This window comes from Chitinimonas koreensis (assembly GCF_014353015.1).
Taxonomy (GTDB): Bacteria; Pseudomonadota; Gammaproteobacteria; order Burkholderiales; family Chitinimonadaceae; genus Chitinimonas; species Chitinimonas koreensis.
In genome coordinates this window covers 2874239-2888768 of the sequence record NZ_CP060704.1, presented here as the reverse complement: position 1 = coordinate 2888768, position 14530 = coordinate 2874239, and the positions used below count along the sequence as shown (strand labels likewise).

The following is a 14530-nucleotide window of genomic DNA, read 5'->3' as shown; positions in this document are numbered from 1 at the left end:
CAGGGGCCGGCCATGAGCGACGCGCCGCCGCCCGCACCCGCCGCCCGGCCGCCGCGCCGGCGCCGCTTCCGGCTCGGCCCGGTCTGGCTCGAGCTGGCGCTGTTCGCGCTGGTCTGCGGCGTCGCGACGCTGGTGCTGCTGGCGGCCAGCCCGACCGGCACGCGCTTCCTGTTCGCCGCGATCGAAACGCTGACCGGCGGTGCCGTGCGCGTCGGCCGCGTCGAAGGCTCGGTGCTCGATACGCTGGCGATCCAGGGGCTCGAGGTCGATACCGCCAAGGCCCGGGTGCGGCTCGACCATGCCGAGCTGGCCTGGCGGCCGGCCCAGCTGCTGTACGGCCGCCTGCAGATCGACCGGCTGACGCTGGGCAAGCTGGCGCTGAAGCTGGCGCCGAGCCACGAGCCGAGCAAGGTGCCCGAATCGCTGGCCGCGCCGCTGTCGATCCAGCTCGGCCGTGCCAGCCTGGCCGAGCTGGTCGTCGACGGCCGCAGCGTGCTGACCGATGCAGTGCTGACCGCCGACAGCGACGGCGAGCACCACCGCCTGCGGCTGGTCCAGGCCACCACGCCATGGTTCCAGGGCGAGGGCGAGCTGCGGCTGGCCGGCACGCGGCCGTTCAAGCTCGGCGGCGCGCTGGCGCTGCGCGGCGAGGCCGAGCAGCGGCCCTGGCACGTCGACGTGGCGCTGGCCGGCAGCCTGGAATCGCTGCGGCTCAGCGGCCGCGGCGCCAGCACCCTGCGGCCGGCATCGCCGCTCGCGTCGGCCGCGCCGGCTGCCGGTTTCGTCCGCGTCGCCGTACCGGCCAAGGCCGCCGCGGCGGGCGCGAAGACCACGCCGGCCAAGGCTGCCATGGCCGCCGCGCCGGCCAAGCCGGCCGAACCGTTCTCGGTCGATTTCGACCTCTACCTCAGTCCCTTCGCCGCCACGCCGTGGAACATCCTGCAGCGCGGCCAGCTGAACACCCGCGCCTTCAACCTCGGCGCGCTGGCGCCCGGCCTGCCGCGCAGCGCGTTCGACCTGGCGCTGCGCGCCGAGCCGCGCGGCGGCGAGACGGTGGCCGCCAGCCTGACGCTGCGCAACGCGTTGGCCGGCGACTGGCCCGATGGCCGGCTGCCGCTCGCGGCGCTCGACGCGCAATGGGTGTTCGACGCCAAACTGGCCCGCATCGAGCGCTTCGAGGCGCGGCTGACCGGCGGCCGGGTGCTGCTGTCGGGCCAAGCCGCGCGCGAGCGGCTGGCGCTGGCGGCCGAGCTCGACAAGCTCGATCCGCGCATCTTCGGCGGGCCGGCCTGGCCGGTGTCGGGCAAGCTGCAGCTGAGCGGCGCGCCGGCCGCGCCGGTGCTGGCCGGCCAGTTGGGCGACAAGCGGCTGGCGGCCAGCTTCGAGGCGGCGCTGGCCGGCGCCGGCGAGGGGCGCACGCTGGAGATCCGCAAGCTCAGGCTGGACAGCGGCCAGGGCAAGCTCGAACTCGGCGGCCGGCTGGCGCTGGCCGGCACCCGCGGCTACGTGCTGAACGGCAAGCTGGCCGGTTTCGACCCGGCCGCCTTGTCGGACCTGGCCGGCCACAAGATCGCCGCCGGCAGCATCAATGCCGCGCTGGCGCTGCAGGGCCAGCTGGCGGCGCCGCTGAGCGCCGGCCTGAAGGCCGAGATCCAGCCCAGCCGCTTCAACGGCCAGCCGCTGCAGGGCACGCTGCGCGGCGACTGGCGCGGCAACCGGGCCGACAACGTGGCGCTGGCGCTGAGCCTGGGCGCCAACCGGCTCAACGCGCGCGGCGCCTTCGGCCGGCCCGGCGACCAGCTGGCGCTCGACCTCGCGCTGCCCGACGTCGGCGATTTCGGGCCGGGCTTCAGCGGCCGCGTCGACGCCAGGCTGGCGCTGGCCGGCACGCTGAAGCGGCCGACGCTGGACGGCACCGCCCAGGTCGCCGCGCTGCGCATGCCGGGCGACATCCGGCTCGGCGAGGCCAGCCTGGCGGCGCGGCTCGAAGCGGCGCCCGACAAGCCGGCCAGCAGCCCGCTGGTGCTGCGGCTCGAGGTGGCCGGCCTGACCGCGCCGAAGACCGAGGTGCCGCACCTGAAGCTGGCGGTCAACGGCACCCAGGCCGCCCACCGCATCGAGGCCAGCGGCGCCGGCCATGCGGCCGGGCAGGATTTCGACCTGGTGCTGGCGGCCGAGGGCGCGCTCGACGCCGACGGCTGGCGCGGCCGCATCGAGCGGCTGGGCAACGACGGCACCTGGCCGCTGCAGCTCAATGCGCCGGCGCGGCTGGCGCTGTCGTCCGGCGGCGGCGCGGTCGAGGCGCTCGACGCCCAGCTGCTCGGCGCCCGCATCGACGTGCGGCGCGTGCAATGGCAGGGCGGCCGCTTCGCCGCCCAGGGCGAGATCCGCAACCTGGCGCTGGCCGAGTGGCTGGCGCGGCTGCCGGTGCAGAACAAGCGCATCGTCACCGACCTGGTGCTGGCGACCCGCTTCGACCTCAGCGGCGACGAGCGGCTGGCCGGCAGCCTGGTGGTCGAGCGGCAGTCGGGCGACCTGTCGCTGTCGGTCGACGATCCGACCGTCAAGCCGATGCCGCTGCGGCTGTCCAGCGCGCGGGTCCAGCTCGACCTGGCCGGCGACCGCGCCAGCGTGGCGGCCGACCTGAAGTCGGATGCCTTCGGCTCGGCGGCCGGCCAGCTGGCCACCCGCTTCGAGCGTACCGAGACCGGCTGGCGGCCGGCCGCCGGCGCGCCGCTCGAAGGCCGGCTGCGCGCCGACATGCCGGCGCTGGGCTGGGTCGGCCCGCTGCTGGGCCCGACCGCCAAGGTCGAGGGCAAGCTGGCGGCCGAGCTGACCGCCGGCGGCGTGATCGGCGCGCCGCGCTGGTTCGGCAAGCTCAATGCCGACGGCGTGGCGATCCGCCTGCCCGATAGCGGCGTCAACTACCAGGAGGGCCGGCTCGAGGCCACGCTGGAGGGCGATACCGCCCAGCTGGCGGCCTTCAGCCTCAAGGGCGGCCGCGGCGAGGTGACCGCCTCGGGCCGCATGTCGCTGCGCGACGCCGGGCCCGAGGGCACGCTGCTGGTCAAGTTCAACCGCTTCGGCGCGCTGACCCGGCCGGACCGCAACCTGGTGGTGTCGGGCGAGACCAATCTCGGCGTGCAGGGCGAGGCGCTGACGCTGACCGGCAAGCTGACCGCCGACGAGGGCCTGATCGAGCTGCCGCGCAGCGATGCGCCGCGGCTGGGCGACGACGTGGTGGTCAAGGGCCGCGGCGAGGCGACCCGCAAGCAGGCCAAGCCGATCCTGCTGACGCTGCGGCTCGATCTCGATCTCGGCCAGAAATTCGTCTTCAAGGGCCAGGGGCTCGATGCCCGCCTGTCCGGCCTGGTGCGGCTGTCGGCCAGCCCGACGCAGAACCTCGGCGCCAGCGGCTCGGTGAAGGTGGAGGAGGGCCGCTACGCCGCCTACGGCCAGAACCTGGCGATCGACCGCGGCATCGTCACCTTCCAGGGCCCGCTCGACAATCCGGCGCTCGACATCCTGGCGGTGCGCAAGAACCTGCCGGTCGAGGTCGGCGTCAAGATCGTCGGCACCGCGCTGGCGCCGCGCGTCTCGCTGACCAGCGACGAGCCGATGCCGGACAGCGAGAAGCTGTCGTGGCTGGTGCTCGGCCGCGGCACGGCCGGCAGCGGCGGCGACGCCGACCTGCTGCTGGCGGCGGCCGACGCGCTGTTCACCGCCGGCGAGTCGGTCAGCCTGCGCCAGCAGATGGCCTCGACCTTCGGCCTCGACGACATCAGCGTCGGCCGCTCCGATGCCTATACGCGCAAGGACGCCGATGCCAGCGGCAACAACCCGATGGCCGGCCGGGTGGTCAGCCTAGGCAAGCGATTGTCCGACCGCGCCTACGTGAGCTACGAGCAGAGCCTCGAGGGCGTAGGCTACGCGGTGAAGCTGACCTATCAGCTGTCCAAGCGGGTGTCGGTGGCGCTGACGGCGGGCGAGACCAGTTCGGTCGACGTGCTGTATTCGTGGATGTTCGACTGACGCAGCCGGCGTCCGATCTGGCGCAGGCCGTACGGACGGAAGAGGCGGCTTGCCAGGCGATCGATATCGGCATCAAATGATGCCGATATCGATGCTTGAAGGAGACTGCCATGCGGACCACCCTCAACCTGGACGACGCGCTGCTCGACCAGGCCCAGCGCCTGAGCGGCCTGCAGGAGCGCAGTGCGCTGATGCGCGAAGCGCTGCTGGCCCTGATCCAGCGCGAAAGCGCGCGCCGCCTGGCCCGCCTCGGCGGTTCCGAGCCCGACCTGCAGGCCGTGCCGCGGCGCAGGGACGGCGAGCCGTGATCCTGGTCGATACGTCGGTCTGGATCGATCACCTGCGGCAGGGCGACGAGCAGTTGCGCAGCCTGCTCGAAAGCGGTTCGGTCCATGTGCACCCGATGGTGGTCGGCGAGCTGGCCTGCGGCCAGCTGGGTGCGCGGCGGCAGGTGTTGGACCTGCTGGCCGCCTTGCCGGCGCTGCCGCGCGCGGAGGATGCCGAGGTGCTGTTCTTCATCGAGCAGCGGCGCCTGATGGGGCGCGGGATCGGTTACGTCGACGCGCACCTGCTGGCGTCGACCGTCATGCAGCCGCCCGCGCGGCTATGGAGCCGCGACAAGCGCCTGGCCGGCATCGCGCAGGAACTCGGCTGCGCTTTCGCCGAGGCGCAGCATTGAGGCACCGGATATCGAACGGCGGCGCCGGGGCAAATACGCCATAATCGCGCCTTCCCCGCGCCAGCCGCTCCGCGTCGTTCTCCCCATGCCCTCCCTGTTCGATCAACCGCTGATCTTCGTCGATCTCGAAACCACCGGCGCCAATGCCGAACGCGACCGCATCACCGAGGTCGGGTGGTGACGTGGCATGGCGGCCGGGTCGAGGAATGGAGTTCGCTGGTCGATCCGCAGACCGCGATCCCGCCTTCATCAGCCGCCTCACCGGCATCACCGACGCCATGGTGGCCGGCGCGCCGACCTTCGCCGCGCTGGCGCCGGCGCTGCTCGAGCGGTTGCAGGGCGGCGTGTTCGTCGCCCACAACGCGCGCTTCGACTACGGCTTCCTCAAGCACGAGTTCAAGCGCGTCGGCATCGATTTCCGCGCCCGCGTGGTCTGCACCGTCAAGCTGTCGCGCCGGCTGTTCCCCGGCGAATACAAGCACAACCTCGACGCGGTGGCCGAGCGCAACGGCCTCTACGTCGACGGCGACCGCCATCGCGCGCTGACCGATGCGCGGCTGATCCACCAGTTCGTCGACAAGCTCAGCCGCGAGCTGAGCATGGACGCGCTGGCCGCCGCGCTCGACGAGGTGAGCCGGCCGCCCAACCTGCCGCCGGGCATCGACCCGGAACAGGTCGAGTCGATCCCCGACGGCCATGGCGTCTACCTGTTCTACGGCGAGGACGACCAGCCGCTTTACGTCGGCGGCGGCGACAACCTGAAGAAGAAGGTGCTGGCGCATTTCGCGGCCGGGCCGAAGGGGCGGGCGGCCAAGCTGGCGCCGCTGGTGCGCCGGCTCGACTGGGTGTCGACCGCCGGCGAGCTCGGCGCGCAGCTGCTCGAGGCGCGGCTGCTGCGCGAGTTGCAGCCGAGCCACAATCCGCGGCCGCGCCGCGACGAGGCGGTCTGCGCCTGGCGCTTCGAGCCGAACGAGGACGGCAGCGCGCAACCCGAGCTGGTGCAGGCCGACCGCCACGACTTCGGCCGCGATCCGCACCTGTACGGTCTTTACGGCAGCGCGCGCGAAGCGCAGAACACGCTGCGCAAGATCGCCGAAGCCAACCGGCTGTGCACCGTCGCGCTCGGGCTCGACCGCGCCGGCCGCAAGGGCGGCACGCCGTGCTTCGGCATGCAGGTCGGTCGCTGCCGCGGCGCCTGCGTCGGCAAGGAACCCTTGCTGACCCACCAGGCGCGGCTGTGCGCGATTCTGGCCAAGCAGCGGCTGCAGCGCTGGCCGTTCAAGGGCTGGTGGCGATCCGCGAGCAGAACGAGGCCAGCGCGGCCTGCGACCTGCACCTGGTCGACCATTGGCGCCACCTGGCACGGCCGCCAACCAGGAGGCGCTGTATGCGCTGCTCGAGCGCCGCGCCGACGCGCCGTTCGACGTCGACACCTACAAGATCCTGGCCAAGCGGCTGAGCGGCCGGCATGGCCTGGAGATCGTGCCGATGGCTTATGCGGACGAGGCTGGATCGGACTCGGTCGACTAGGCCGGTCTTCGCGAGGGGCCGCCCTTGTAGGAGCGGCTTCAGCCGCGAATGGTGGTGGCGGAACCGGCGCTTTCGCGGCTGAAGCCGCTCCTACGAAAACCGACGGTCCGCGGTTTTCTGCCTGTCCATAGGGTGGCGCTCCTCGTGCCCACGCGGACGATCCGCCTACTTCTTCTTGCCTTTATGAACGGCAGCCGGCTTGGCCTTGCCCTTGTTCGGCTTGGCGCGCTGCGGCTTGGCCTTGCGCGCCGGCTTCGGCTCCGGCGGCAGCAGCGAGGGGTCGAGATAGGCGGCCTTGGTCGCCATCGCCAGCTCGTGCACCGCCATGGCGTACAGCGTGCTGCGGTTGTAGCGGGTGATCGCGTAGAAATTGCCGAGCCCGAGCCAGTAGTTGGTCACGCCCGGCGCGCCTTCGAGCGGCGCCAGCACCGCCAGCGGGTCGCCGGCCAGCGGCGCGGCCGGCCGCACGCCGAAGGCGGCCAGCTCGCTGACGCGGTAGTGCAGGTTGAACTTGTCCTCGACCAGCGGCCCGTAGGCGTCGCCCTCGACCGCGGCCGGCACCACCAGCGGCCGGCCGGCCTGCCAGCCATGCTGCACGAAGTAGTGGGCGATGCTGGCCAGGATGTCGCCGGTATCGTTCCAGATGTCGTGGCGGCCGTCGCCGTTCCAGTCCTGCGCATAGGCATGGAAGCTCGACGGCATGAACTGCGGCATGCCCATCGCGCCGGCGTAGCTGCCGCGGAAGCTGAACGGCGACACGCCCTCGTCGCGCGCCAGCAGCAGGAATTCGCGCAGCTCCTTGCGGAAGAATTCGGCCCGGCGCGGATAGCCGAAGGCGACGGTGCTGAGCGCGTCCATCACCCTGAAGGTGCCGGTATTGCGGCCCCACATGGTCTCGACGCCGAGGATGGCGACCAGGTATTCGGGCTCGACCCCGTAGCGTGCCGAGACCGCGTCGAGCAGCGCGGCGTGTTCGCGCCACCAGGCCACGCCGAGCCGGATGCGCTGGTCGTTGACGAAATTGGGCCGGAACGCATAGTAGGGCCGGCTGGTCGAGGGCGGTCGAGGATGGCCAGGATGCTGGGCTTCTCGACCACCTGGTCGAACTGCAGCGTCAGCGCCGCGGCGTCGAAGCCGTGCTGGCTGGCCATCTCCTCGATGAAGGCGCGGACTTCGGGCCGCTGGCTGAAGGCGAGCGGCGCCGCCGGCTGGGCGATCTCGACGGCGGCGACGGCTTCGCCCGTGGCGGCATAGGACTGGAGCTCGACCTGGGCCTCGGCCGGCGCCTCCGCGTCGGCGGCATGGCAGGCGAGGGCGGCGAGGCAGAGCAGGAGCGGGAAGAAAGGCAGGCGCAAAAGGGATTCCTCGGAAGGGACGGTCGGCCGCGGCCGGCGCCGCGGCGGCCGGTCAGTGGGACAGCGCCGAGGACAGCAGCTTGGCGGTGATGTCGACGATGGGGATGACGCGCTCGTAGGCCATGCGGGTCGGGCCGATCACGCCCAGCGTGCCGACGATCTCGCCGTTGACCTTGTACGGCGCGGTCACCACCGAGCATTCGTCGAGCGGCGAGATGCCGGCCTCGTTGCCGATGAAGATCTGCACGCCGGCCGCGCGCTGGCCGTGGTCGAGCAGCTGCAGCAGCGCGGTCTTCTCCTCGAACACGCGGAACAGCTGGCGCAGGCGCTCGACGTTGCTCGACAGGTCGTCGACGCGCAGCAGATTGCTTTCGCCGGTGATCACCATCGGCAGCGGTTCCTCGGCCAGCGCCTGGCTGCCGGCCGCCACCGCGGCGTTCATCAGCTGGGCGATGTCGCCCTGCAGGCCGCGCAGCTCCTGGTAGACGCTGTCGCGCACCTGTTCGAGCGTCTTGCCGACGCAATGCTGGGTCAGGAAGTTGCTGGCCTGGATCAATTCGCTGGCGTCGTAGTCGCGCTCGCTGAGCAGGATGCGGTTCTGCACGTCGCCGTCGGCGGTGACCAGGATCAGCAGCACCCGCTTCTCGGCCAGCCGCACGAATTCGATCTGCGCCAGCGGGATGCCGCGCCGCTTGGGCGACATGACCACGCCGGCGAATTCGGTGAGCTGGGACAGGAGGCTGGAGGCGGCCGCCACCGCTCGGGTCGGGTTGTCGGGCAGCAACTGGCCCTGCAACTGGGCGATGCGGCCCTGTTCGAGCGGCTGGATGGTGAGCAGGGTGTCGACGAACAGGCGGTAGCCGCGCGCGGTGGGGATGCGGCCGGCCGAGGTGTGGGGGCTGGCGATCAGGCCGAGCTCCTCGAGATCGGCCATCACGTTGCGGATCGAGGCCGGCGAGAGCTCGAGCCCGGAATACTTGGACAGGGTCCGCGAGCCGACCGGCTGCCCTTCGGCGATATACCGTTCGACCAGGGTCTTGAGCAGGATTTGCGCGCGTTCGCTGAGCATGCCCGATTGTAGCGCGCATCCGCCGTGCGGCAAGCGGGCCGCCGCGCACGGCGAGGTGCTGCAATGCAACAGCGCCGCTGCGGATGTGTTGTATGGACGACTCGCCTGTCGTAGGCTGCGAGGCTTGCGAGTCAATACCGGAGTTTCCCCCATGAAATGCCTACGCTTGATCCTCCCGTTCGCGCTGCTGCTGGGGCTCGGCGCGGTGCAGGCCGAAGAACTGCATATCGCGGTGGAAGGCAAGTATCCGCCGTTCTCGGAAATCGACGCCAAGGGCAATCTGAAGGGCTTCGACATCGACATCGCCAATGCGCTGTGCAAGGAGATGAAGGTGCAGTGCAAGCTGGTGCAGGTCGACTGGGACGACATCATCCCGGCGCTCGACGGCAAGATCGACGGCAAGAAGGTCGACGCCTCGATCGCGATGATGTCGATCACCGAAGAGCGCAAGAAGCTGGTCGATTTTACCGACCGCTATGCCAATACGCCGGCCTTCTTCTTCGCCAAGGCGCGTCGCGTGCCCTACGTGTTCATCACCCCGCGCCGGGTCGAGAAGATGAAGATCGGCGTGCAGGTCGAGACCACCTATGACCGCTACGTGAGCGCCAAGTACGCCGCCACTTCGCCGATCGTGCGCTACAAGGGCGCCGACGAGATGTACGCGGCGCTCGCCAAGGGCGAGGTCGACATGGTGATGGACGACGTGGTGGCCGGCTACTATGGCTTCCTGCAGACGCCGAGCGGCAAGGGCTTCGAGCTGGTCGGCTCGGCGGTGGTCGATCCCAAGTTCTTCGGCGAAGGCCAGGGCATCGCGATCCGCAAGGGCAACACCGGGCTGCGCGACCGCTTCAATCGTGCGCTGGCGGTCATCCTGGACAACGGGGTCTACCAGGAGATTCAGCGCAAGTACTTCATTTTCAATATCTATTGAGGCCGAAGCCGGCTAGACTGGCGGTCCGAGCAGCAGGCGGCGCCATGAGCGCCGCCTGTTTTTTGCCGTCACCATGGGATCGTTAACATGAAATCGCTGCATCGCCGCCTGTCCTCCATCCTCGTCCTGGCCCTGTCGGCCTGCCTGCTGCCGTCCGGCGCGGCCGAGTTGCGCATCGCCATGGAGGGCAAGTTCCCGCCGTTCGAGGAGCTCGACGCCAAGGGCAACCTCAAGGGCTTCAACGTCGACATCGCCAATGCGCTGTGCCGCGAGATGAAGGCGCAGTGCAAGCTGGTCCGCTTCGACTGGGACGACCTGATCCCGGCGCTCAAGGCCAACAAGGCCGACGCCATCCTGGCCTCGATGTCGATCACCGCCGAGCGCCTGCGCGAGGTCGACTTCACCGCCCGCTACGCCCAGACGCCGGCCTTCTTCTTCGCCCGCGCCCACCGCATCCCCTACGCCTTCCTCACGCCCAAGCGGCTGGCCGGCCTCAAGATCGGCGTGCAGGCCGATACCACCTACGACAGCTACGTGAGCGCCAAGTACGCCGCCACTTCGCCGATCGTGCGCTTCAAGAGCACCGACGAGCTCTACGACGCATTGGCCGGGGCCGCGTCGACGTAGCGATGGACGACTCGGTGGCCGGCTACTACGGCTTCCTGCAGACGCCCAAGGGCAAGGGTTTCGAGCTGATCGGTTCGGCGGTGGTCGACAGCAAGTATTTCGGCGAAGGCCAGGGCATCGCCGTCCGCAAGGGCGACGCCGACCTGCGCGAGCGCCTGAACAAGGCGCTGGCGGTCATCCTGGACAACGGCACCTACCAGGAAGTCCAGCGCAAGTACTTCATCTTCAACATCTATTGAGCGCACCGCGCATGGAAAAAAGGCCACGCAGCGCTGCGTGGCCTTTTCGCTTGCCGCGGCCGCTTACTTCCGGGCCAGGGTGTAGCTGCTGCCGACGAAGCCGCGCACGGCGTCGCTCAGCAGCTTGTGGGTGCGCGTGGTCGGGTGCAGCGTGTCCCAGAACACGAAGGTGTCCGGATCGCTGCATTCGCTGCGCGTCGACTGGCTCGACAGGTAGTTGAGCGTGCTGTCGCTGTTGATGTTGAGGCAGGAGGCGGTGGTATTGCGCATGCCGTACTTGGCCGGGTTGGCCAGCACGTCGTTGAACAGCGCATGGGTATCGAACACCCGGATGTTGAGGCTGCCGCCGTACTGCGCCGAGAGGCTGGCGGCCAGCGCGGCCAGCCGGGCGTTGTAGTCGACCACCTTGGCCGCCACCGCGGCCGCGTTGCCCTTGAGCTTGAACACCGGCGCCTTGGAGACGTCGGGCAGCTTGAGCAGCAGGATGTTGCGCGCGCCGGCGTTGATCAGGTCCTGCAGCGCGCGGGTCTCGCCGGCGATCACCTGGTCGACCGTGCGGTCGTAGTTGACGAAGTCGTTGCCGCCGATCAGCACGGTGAACAGGGTGTTTTCCGGCCGGTAGTTGGGCGCCTTCTGCATGTACTGCTTCCACGACTGCACCTGGTCGGTCACGCCCGAGATCACGTACTTCTCGGTGTTCACGCCGGCGCCGCCGACCGCCCAGTCGTAGAGCGGCAGTCCGAGGCCTTCCGACAGGTATTCGACCCAGTTGTAGCCGTTGCTGAAGCGGCCGAGGAACCAGCTGTTGCGGTTGGGCAGCAGCCATTGCGAGGCGTTGTACATGTTCTGGTTGTCGGACAGGCTGTCGCCGAAGGCCACGATCTTGTTGATGCCGGCCTGGCTGGCGCCGTCGTTGGTCCACACCGTGTAGTTGAACGACAGCGCGTTGTCGGCGGCGGCGTACATGGCGACCGGCTGGGCGATGCCCTTGCGGCTCAGCGTGCTCTGGCAGACCGACTTGAGCGTGCCCTGGGCCACGTCGCTGTAGAACATGTTCTTCCAGTCGAACAGGCCGCCGGACCACCAGGAGCCGTTGACGCGGTAGTAGTCGCCGCTGACCGGATCGAGCGCCCAGACGTAGTTGCTGGTCGGCTTGCTGGTGGTGCCGGTGCGGTAGTGGCAGCGCAGATAGGTGTAGGTATTGCCGCTGGCGGCGGCGATGGCGGTGGTCGCCGCGATGCCCATCCGGGCGCGGCGGGCCTTGAGCTGCTGCAGCTCCTCGACCGAGGCCGGGCCCTTGGGCGACAGGTAGTGGCCGAGGGCGGGATCGGGCCGGGCCTCGCCAGGCCGGGCCTCGCTAGGCCGGGCCTCGCTAGGCCGGGCCACGCCGGGCAGGGCGTCGACGGTAGCGGTCGGGGCGGCGGAAGCCCAGCTGCCGCACAGGACGGCGCCGAGTAGCAGGGTTTTCTTCATCTTCATTTTGTCTCCTCTTGTGTGCTGCGGATCATCGCGACGGGAACGCCGGCTCCCCGGTGATCTTCTTTGAAGCACGTGCTCGGCCGGGCGGACCGCCGCGGCCTGGCTTGCCCGTGACGGGCGGGTGATGCGGATACCGGGATGCCGGCGCGAGAGGCGGGACCGCAGGCGCGATCGCATGCGGCCCGACCTGGACCGGCAGGGTGGCGCCGGTCTTCGCCCGAGCGGCACGACCCGGTAGTTATGCCGAGCGAGCGCTTGAGCGAGCGGCGATCATATGCTTAATGCATGCGAAGTGGAGCGATTGCTCTAGAGGGTGTAGCGGGGAGCAACGGGGGAGGTGGGAAGGGTGAAGGGGGAAGGGCGACGGGGAAGAGCGAAGGGTGAAGGGTGAAGGGTGAAGGGCGAAGGGCGAAGGGCGAAGGGTGAAGGGCGAAGGGCGAAGGGCGAAGGGCGAAGGGCGAAGGGCGAAGGGCGAAGGGCGAAGGGCAAACCCCTGCCCCTCCCGGCCGCGCCCTTGAAGAGGGAGGAGGGGACCGCATCCGCAACTACGGCCGCATCCGCTCATTCGTGGCGCCATCGGGCTCCCTCCCCTTCAAGGGAGGGCTGGGGTGGGATGGGGTTGTCGTGCGAGTGACGTAAGGTGTGGGGCGATCGTTCGTCGAATACCGGCGTGTTTCGATGATCGCGCGAAATCAAACCGCAGCCGCATCAGCCCGCGCTGTCGTTCCCTCTCCCACCGGGAGAGGGCTAGGGTGAGGGCGCGCCGGTCGAACATCGAAGCGCCGGTCGAGCATGATCGGGCTCAATGCGCTACCCCGACGATCACGCTGGCCTCGTCGACCAGCGCCGTCACCGCCTCGCCGACCGCATGGCCTTCCGCCGCATCGCTCAGCGCCACGATCAGCCCGCCGCCGACCAGCCGCACCCGTACCTCGGCCCGCCGGTCGCCCTCGCCGCGGCTCTCCACCACGCCGTGCAGCGCGTTCTGCGCCGCCTTGGCCGCCGCGACATGGCCGGCCTGCAGTCCGACCCACGAAGCCTTGACCAGCGCCACCGCCGCCGTCCCCGGCTGCAGCGCCAGCAATTCGGTGCTCTCGCGGGTGATCGCCGCCCGCAGCGCATCACCGCCGTCGAGCGCCAGCTCGACCGTGTCGTTGACCGTGCCCGGCACGATCCGCCGCACCGTGCCGTGCAGCTGATTGCGCGCGCTGGTCTTCAGCATCATGCGGTGCAGGGTGTCGAGGCTGACCGCGGCGTCGGCGATCGGCTCGAGTTCGTTCAGCAGCTTGCGCTGCATCGCTTCCAGCGCGCGGTAGACCGTCACCAGGTTGCGGCCGGCCTGGGTCAGGCTGGCGCCGCCGCCGCCCTTGCCGCCGACCACGGTGCTGACCAGCGGCGTGCGGCTCAGCGTATTGAGCTCCTCCAGCGCGGTCCAGGCGGCGCGGTAGCTCAGCCCGGCCGCCTTGGCGGCCTGGCCGATCGAGCCGGTCTCGGCGATGCCTTCGAGCAGCAGGATGCGATTGGTCGGGACCGGCGGGCCGCCGTCGGTGCCGAGCGCGGGGATCAGGGGATAGCCGGGCATGTCGTGGGAAGGGGGAAGAGGGAAGGGGATGTGAAACGTGAAATGTGAAAGCTGCGCGGCTTTGCCGCACTGATGCCCACGTATCACGTTTCACCCGAGCCGCATGGCGGCGAGTCACGTTTCACATGGCTTGGCCTCATTGACCGGAAGCCGCCCGGCGTGCGAGTCTCGCATCGCTATGCAGTTTACTGCATAGCGACCTGGCCGCGGTGGATCGCGCGGCGATCCTATGATGTCCAGAACGAGGGAATGCACGGTGAAAGCGATGCGGTGGGCGGCGCTGGGCGCCATGGCGTGGCTGGCGGTGGCGGCGCAGGCCGACGAGGTGCAGGTCGCGGTGGCGGCCAATTTCGCCGGGGCGATGCAGAAGATCGCGCCGGCCTTCGAGCAGGCCACCGGCCACAAGGCGCTGCTGTCCTCGGGCGCCACCGGCAAGTTCTATGCGCAGATCCGTGCCGGCGCGCCGTTCGAGGTGCTGCTGGCGGCCGACGACGAGACGCCGGCCAAGCTCGAGCAGGAAGGCCTGGCGGTGGCCGGCAGCCGCTATACCTACGCGATCGGCCAGCTGGTGCTGTGGAGCGCCCGCGACGACCTGGTCGACGCCAAGGGCGAAGTGCTGCGCCAGGACAAGTTCGAGCACCTGGCGGTGGCCAATCCCAAGCTCGCGCCCTACGGCGCCGCGGCGGTCGAGACGCTGAAGGCGCTCAAGCTCTACGACGGCCTCGCCGCGCGCTTCGTGACCGGCGAGAACATCGCCCAGACCCAGCAGTTCGTCGCCACCGGCAATGCCGAGCTCGGCTTCGTCGCGCTGTCGCAGGTCTACGAAGGCGGCCGGATCAAGAGCGGCTCGGCCTGGATCGTGCCGGCCAATCTGCATACGCCGATCCGCCAGGACGCGGCGCTGCTGGCCCGCGGCAAGGACAACCCGGCGGCGCGCGCGCTGCTCGACTACCTGCGCTCGGAGCCGGCGCGCAAGCTGATCGCCGCCTACGGCTATTCCTACTGAG

At 70.2% G+C, this 14530-nt stretch carries 12 protein-coding genes and 1 pseudogene; 9 read left to right on the top strand and 4 right to left on the bottom strand.

Features of this window, described 5'->3' with window-relative positions; genetic code table 11:
* Positions 1-12 precede the first annotated feature (12 nt).
* From H9L41_RS12020 to H9L41_RS12005, 4 genes are all read left to right on the top strand, one after another.
* Positions 13-4032 carry a translocation/assembly module TamB domain-containing protein gene (locus H9L41_RS12020; protein ID WP_028447084.1) on the top strand — a complete coding sequence of 1340 codons (4020 nt, stop codon included), beginning with the start codon at positions 13-15 and terminating at the stop codon, positions 4030-4032.
* A gap of 110 nt (positions 4033-4142) precedes the next feature.
* Positions 4143-4340: a type II toxin-antitoxin system VapB family antitoxin gene (locus H9L41_RS12015; RefSeq protein ID WP_028447085.1), complete on the top strand. Its 198-nt coding sequence runs from the start codon at positions 4143-4145 to the stop codon at positions 4338-4340.
* Positions 4337-4711: a type II toxin-antitoxin system VapC family toxin gene (locus H9L41_RS12010; protein ID WP_028447086.1), complete on the top strand. Its 375-nt coding sequence runs from the start codon at positions 4337-4339 to the stop codon at positions 4709-4711. The genes H9L41_RS12015 and H9L41_RS12010 overlap by 4 nt, the downstream gene beginning before the upstream one ends.
* 206 nt (positions 4712-4917) lie before the next feature.
* On the top strand, positions 4918-6372 hold the full coding sequence (locus tag H9L41_RS12005) for an exonuclease domain-containing protein (protein WP_187523370.1): 1455 nt from the start codon (positions 4918-4920) through the stop codon (positions 6370-6372).
* A 34-nt stretch (positions 6373-6406) separates the two neighbouring features.
* Here the strand turns inward: H9L41_RS12005 and mltB are convergent.
* Positions 6407-7246 (bottom strand): annotated as a pseudogene (gene mltB, locus H9L41_RS12000) (lytic murein transglycosylase B); the annotation flags it as partial.
* Between the two features lie 72 nt (positions 7247-7318).
* Between mltB and H9L41_RS24755 the strand changes: the two are divergent.
* Complete coding sequence (locus H9L41_RS24755) at positions 7319-7495, top strand: hypothetical protein (protein WP_265583757.1); 177 nt, start codon at positions 7319-7321, stop codon at positions 7493-7495.
* 153 nt (positions 7496-7648) lie between these two features.
* Here H9L41_RS24755 and hrcA read toward each other — a convergent pair whose 3' ends face one another.
* Complete coding sequence (hrcA, locus tag H9L41_RS11995; protein ID WP_028447087.1) at positions 7649-8665, bottom strand: heat-inducible transcriptional repressor HrcA; 1017 nt, start codon at positions 8663-8665, stop codon at positions 7649-7651.
* A gap of 151 nt (positions 8666-8816) precedes the next feature.
* Here hrcA and H9L41_RS11990 point away from each other — a divergent pair, with 151 nt between their 5' ends.
* From H9L41_RS11990 to H9L41_RS24750, 3 genes are all read left to right on the top strand, one after another.
* Positions 8817-9596, top strand: a complete 780-nt coding sequence (locus H9L41_RS11990) for a transporter substrate-binding domain-containing protein (protein ID WP_028447088.1) — start codon at positions 8817-8819, stop codon at positions 9594-9596.
* Between the two features lie 87 nt (positions 9597-9683).
* Positions 9684-10223 (top strand): transporter substrate-binding domain-containing protein, encoded by a 540-nt coding sequence (locus H9L41_RS11985; protein ID WP_265583756.1) that lies wholly within the window; start codon positions 9684-9686, stop codon positions 10221-10223.
* A gap of 2 nt (positions 10224-10225) precedes the next feature.
* Positions 10226-10462, top strand: a complete 237-nt coding sequence (locus H9L41_RS24750) for a transporter substrate-binding domain-containing protein (RefSeq protein ID WP_373282008.1) — start codon at positions 10226-10228, stop codon at positions 10460-10462.
* 63 nt (positions 10463-10525) lie between these two features.
* Here the strand turns inward: H9L41_RS24750 and H9L41_RS11980 are convergent, their stop codons facing one another.
* Together H9L41_RS11980 and H9L41_RS11975 are read right to left on the bottom strand one after the other, a co-directional pair.
* Positions 10526-11941 (bottom strand): SGNH/GDSL hydrolase family protein, encoded by a 1416-nt coding sequence (locus H9L41_RS11980; RefSeq protein ID WP_084300470.1) that lies wholly within the window; start codon positions 11939-11941, stop codon positions 10526-10528.
* Positions 11942-12743: 802 nt separating this feature from the next.
* Positions 12744-13523 (bottom strand): TOBE domain-containing protein, encoded by a 780-nt coding sequence (locus H9L41_RS11975; protein ID WP_051319214.1) that lies wholly within the window; start codon positions 13521-13523, stop codon positions 12744-12746.
* Between the two features lie 265 nt (positions 13524-13788).
* Between H9L41_RS11975 and modA the strand changes: the two genes are divergently transcribed.
* Entirely contained in the window at positions 13789-14529 is a 741-nt protein-coding gene (gene modA, locus H9L41_RS11970) for a molybdate ABC transporter substrate-binding protein (protein WP_034607452.1), read from the top strand.
* Position 14530 lies beyond the last annotated feature (1 nt).

Excerpts from the sequence above, each read along its gene's own strand:
- H9L41_RS12020 (WP_028447084.1), top strand. The coding sequence starts at position 13 with ATGAGCGACGCGCCGCCGCCCGCACCCGCCGCCCGGCCGCCGCGCCGG.
- modA (WP_034607452.1), top strand. The coding sequence starts at position 13,789 with ATGCGGTGGGCGGCGCTGGGCGCCATGGCGTGGCTGGCGGTGGCGGCG.
- H9L41_RS11975 (WP_051319214.1), bottom strand. The coding sequence starts at position 13,523 with ATGCCCGGCTATCCCCTGATCCCCGCGCTCGGCACCGACGGCGGCCCG.
- H9L41_RS11980 (WP_084300470.1), bottom strand. The coding sequence starts at position 11,941 with ATGAAGATGAAGAAAACCCTGCTACTCGGCGCCGTCCTGTGCGGCAGC.
- H9L41_RS12015 (WP_028447085.1), top strand. The coding sequence starts at position 4,143 with ATGCGGACCACCCTCAACCTGGACGACGCGCTGCTCGACCAGGCCCAG.
- H9L41_RS24750 (WP_373282008.1), top strand. The coding sequence starts at position 10,226 with ATGGACGACTCGGTGGCCGGCTACTACGGCTTCCTGCAGACGCCCAAG.
- H9L41_RS12005 (WP_187523370.1), top strand. The coding sequence starts at position 4,918 with ATGGAGTTCGCTGGTCGATCCGCAGACCGCGATCCCGCCTTCATCAGC.
- hrcA (WP_028447087.1), bottom strand. The coding sequence starts at position 8,665 with ATGCTCAGCGAACGCGCGCAAATCCTGCTCAAGACCCTGGTCGAACGG.
- H9L41_RS11985 (WP_265583756.1), top strand. The coding sequence starts at position 9,684 with ATGAAATCGCTGCATCGCCGCCTGTCCTCCATCCTCGTCCTGGCCCTG.
- H9L41_RS11990 (WP_028447088.1), top strand. The coding sequence starts at position 8,817 with ATGAAATGCCTACGCTTGATCCTCCCGTTCGCGCTGCTGCTGGGGCTC.
- H9L41_RS24755 (WP_265583757.1), top strand. The coding sequence starts at position 7,319 with ATGCTGGGCTTCTCGACCACCTGGTCGAACTGCAGCGTCAGCGCCGCG.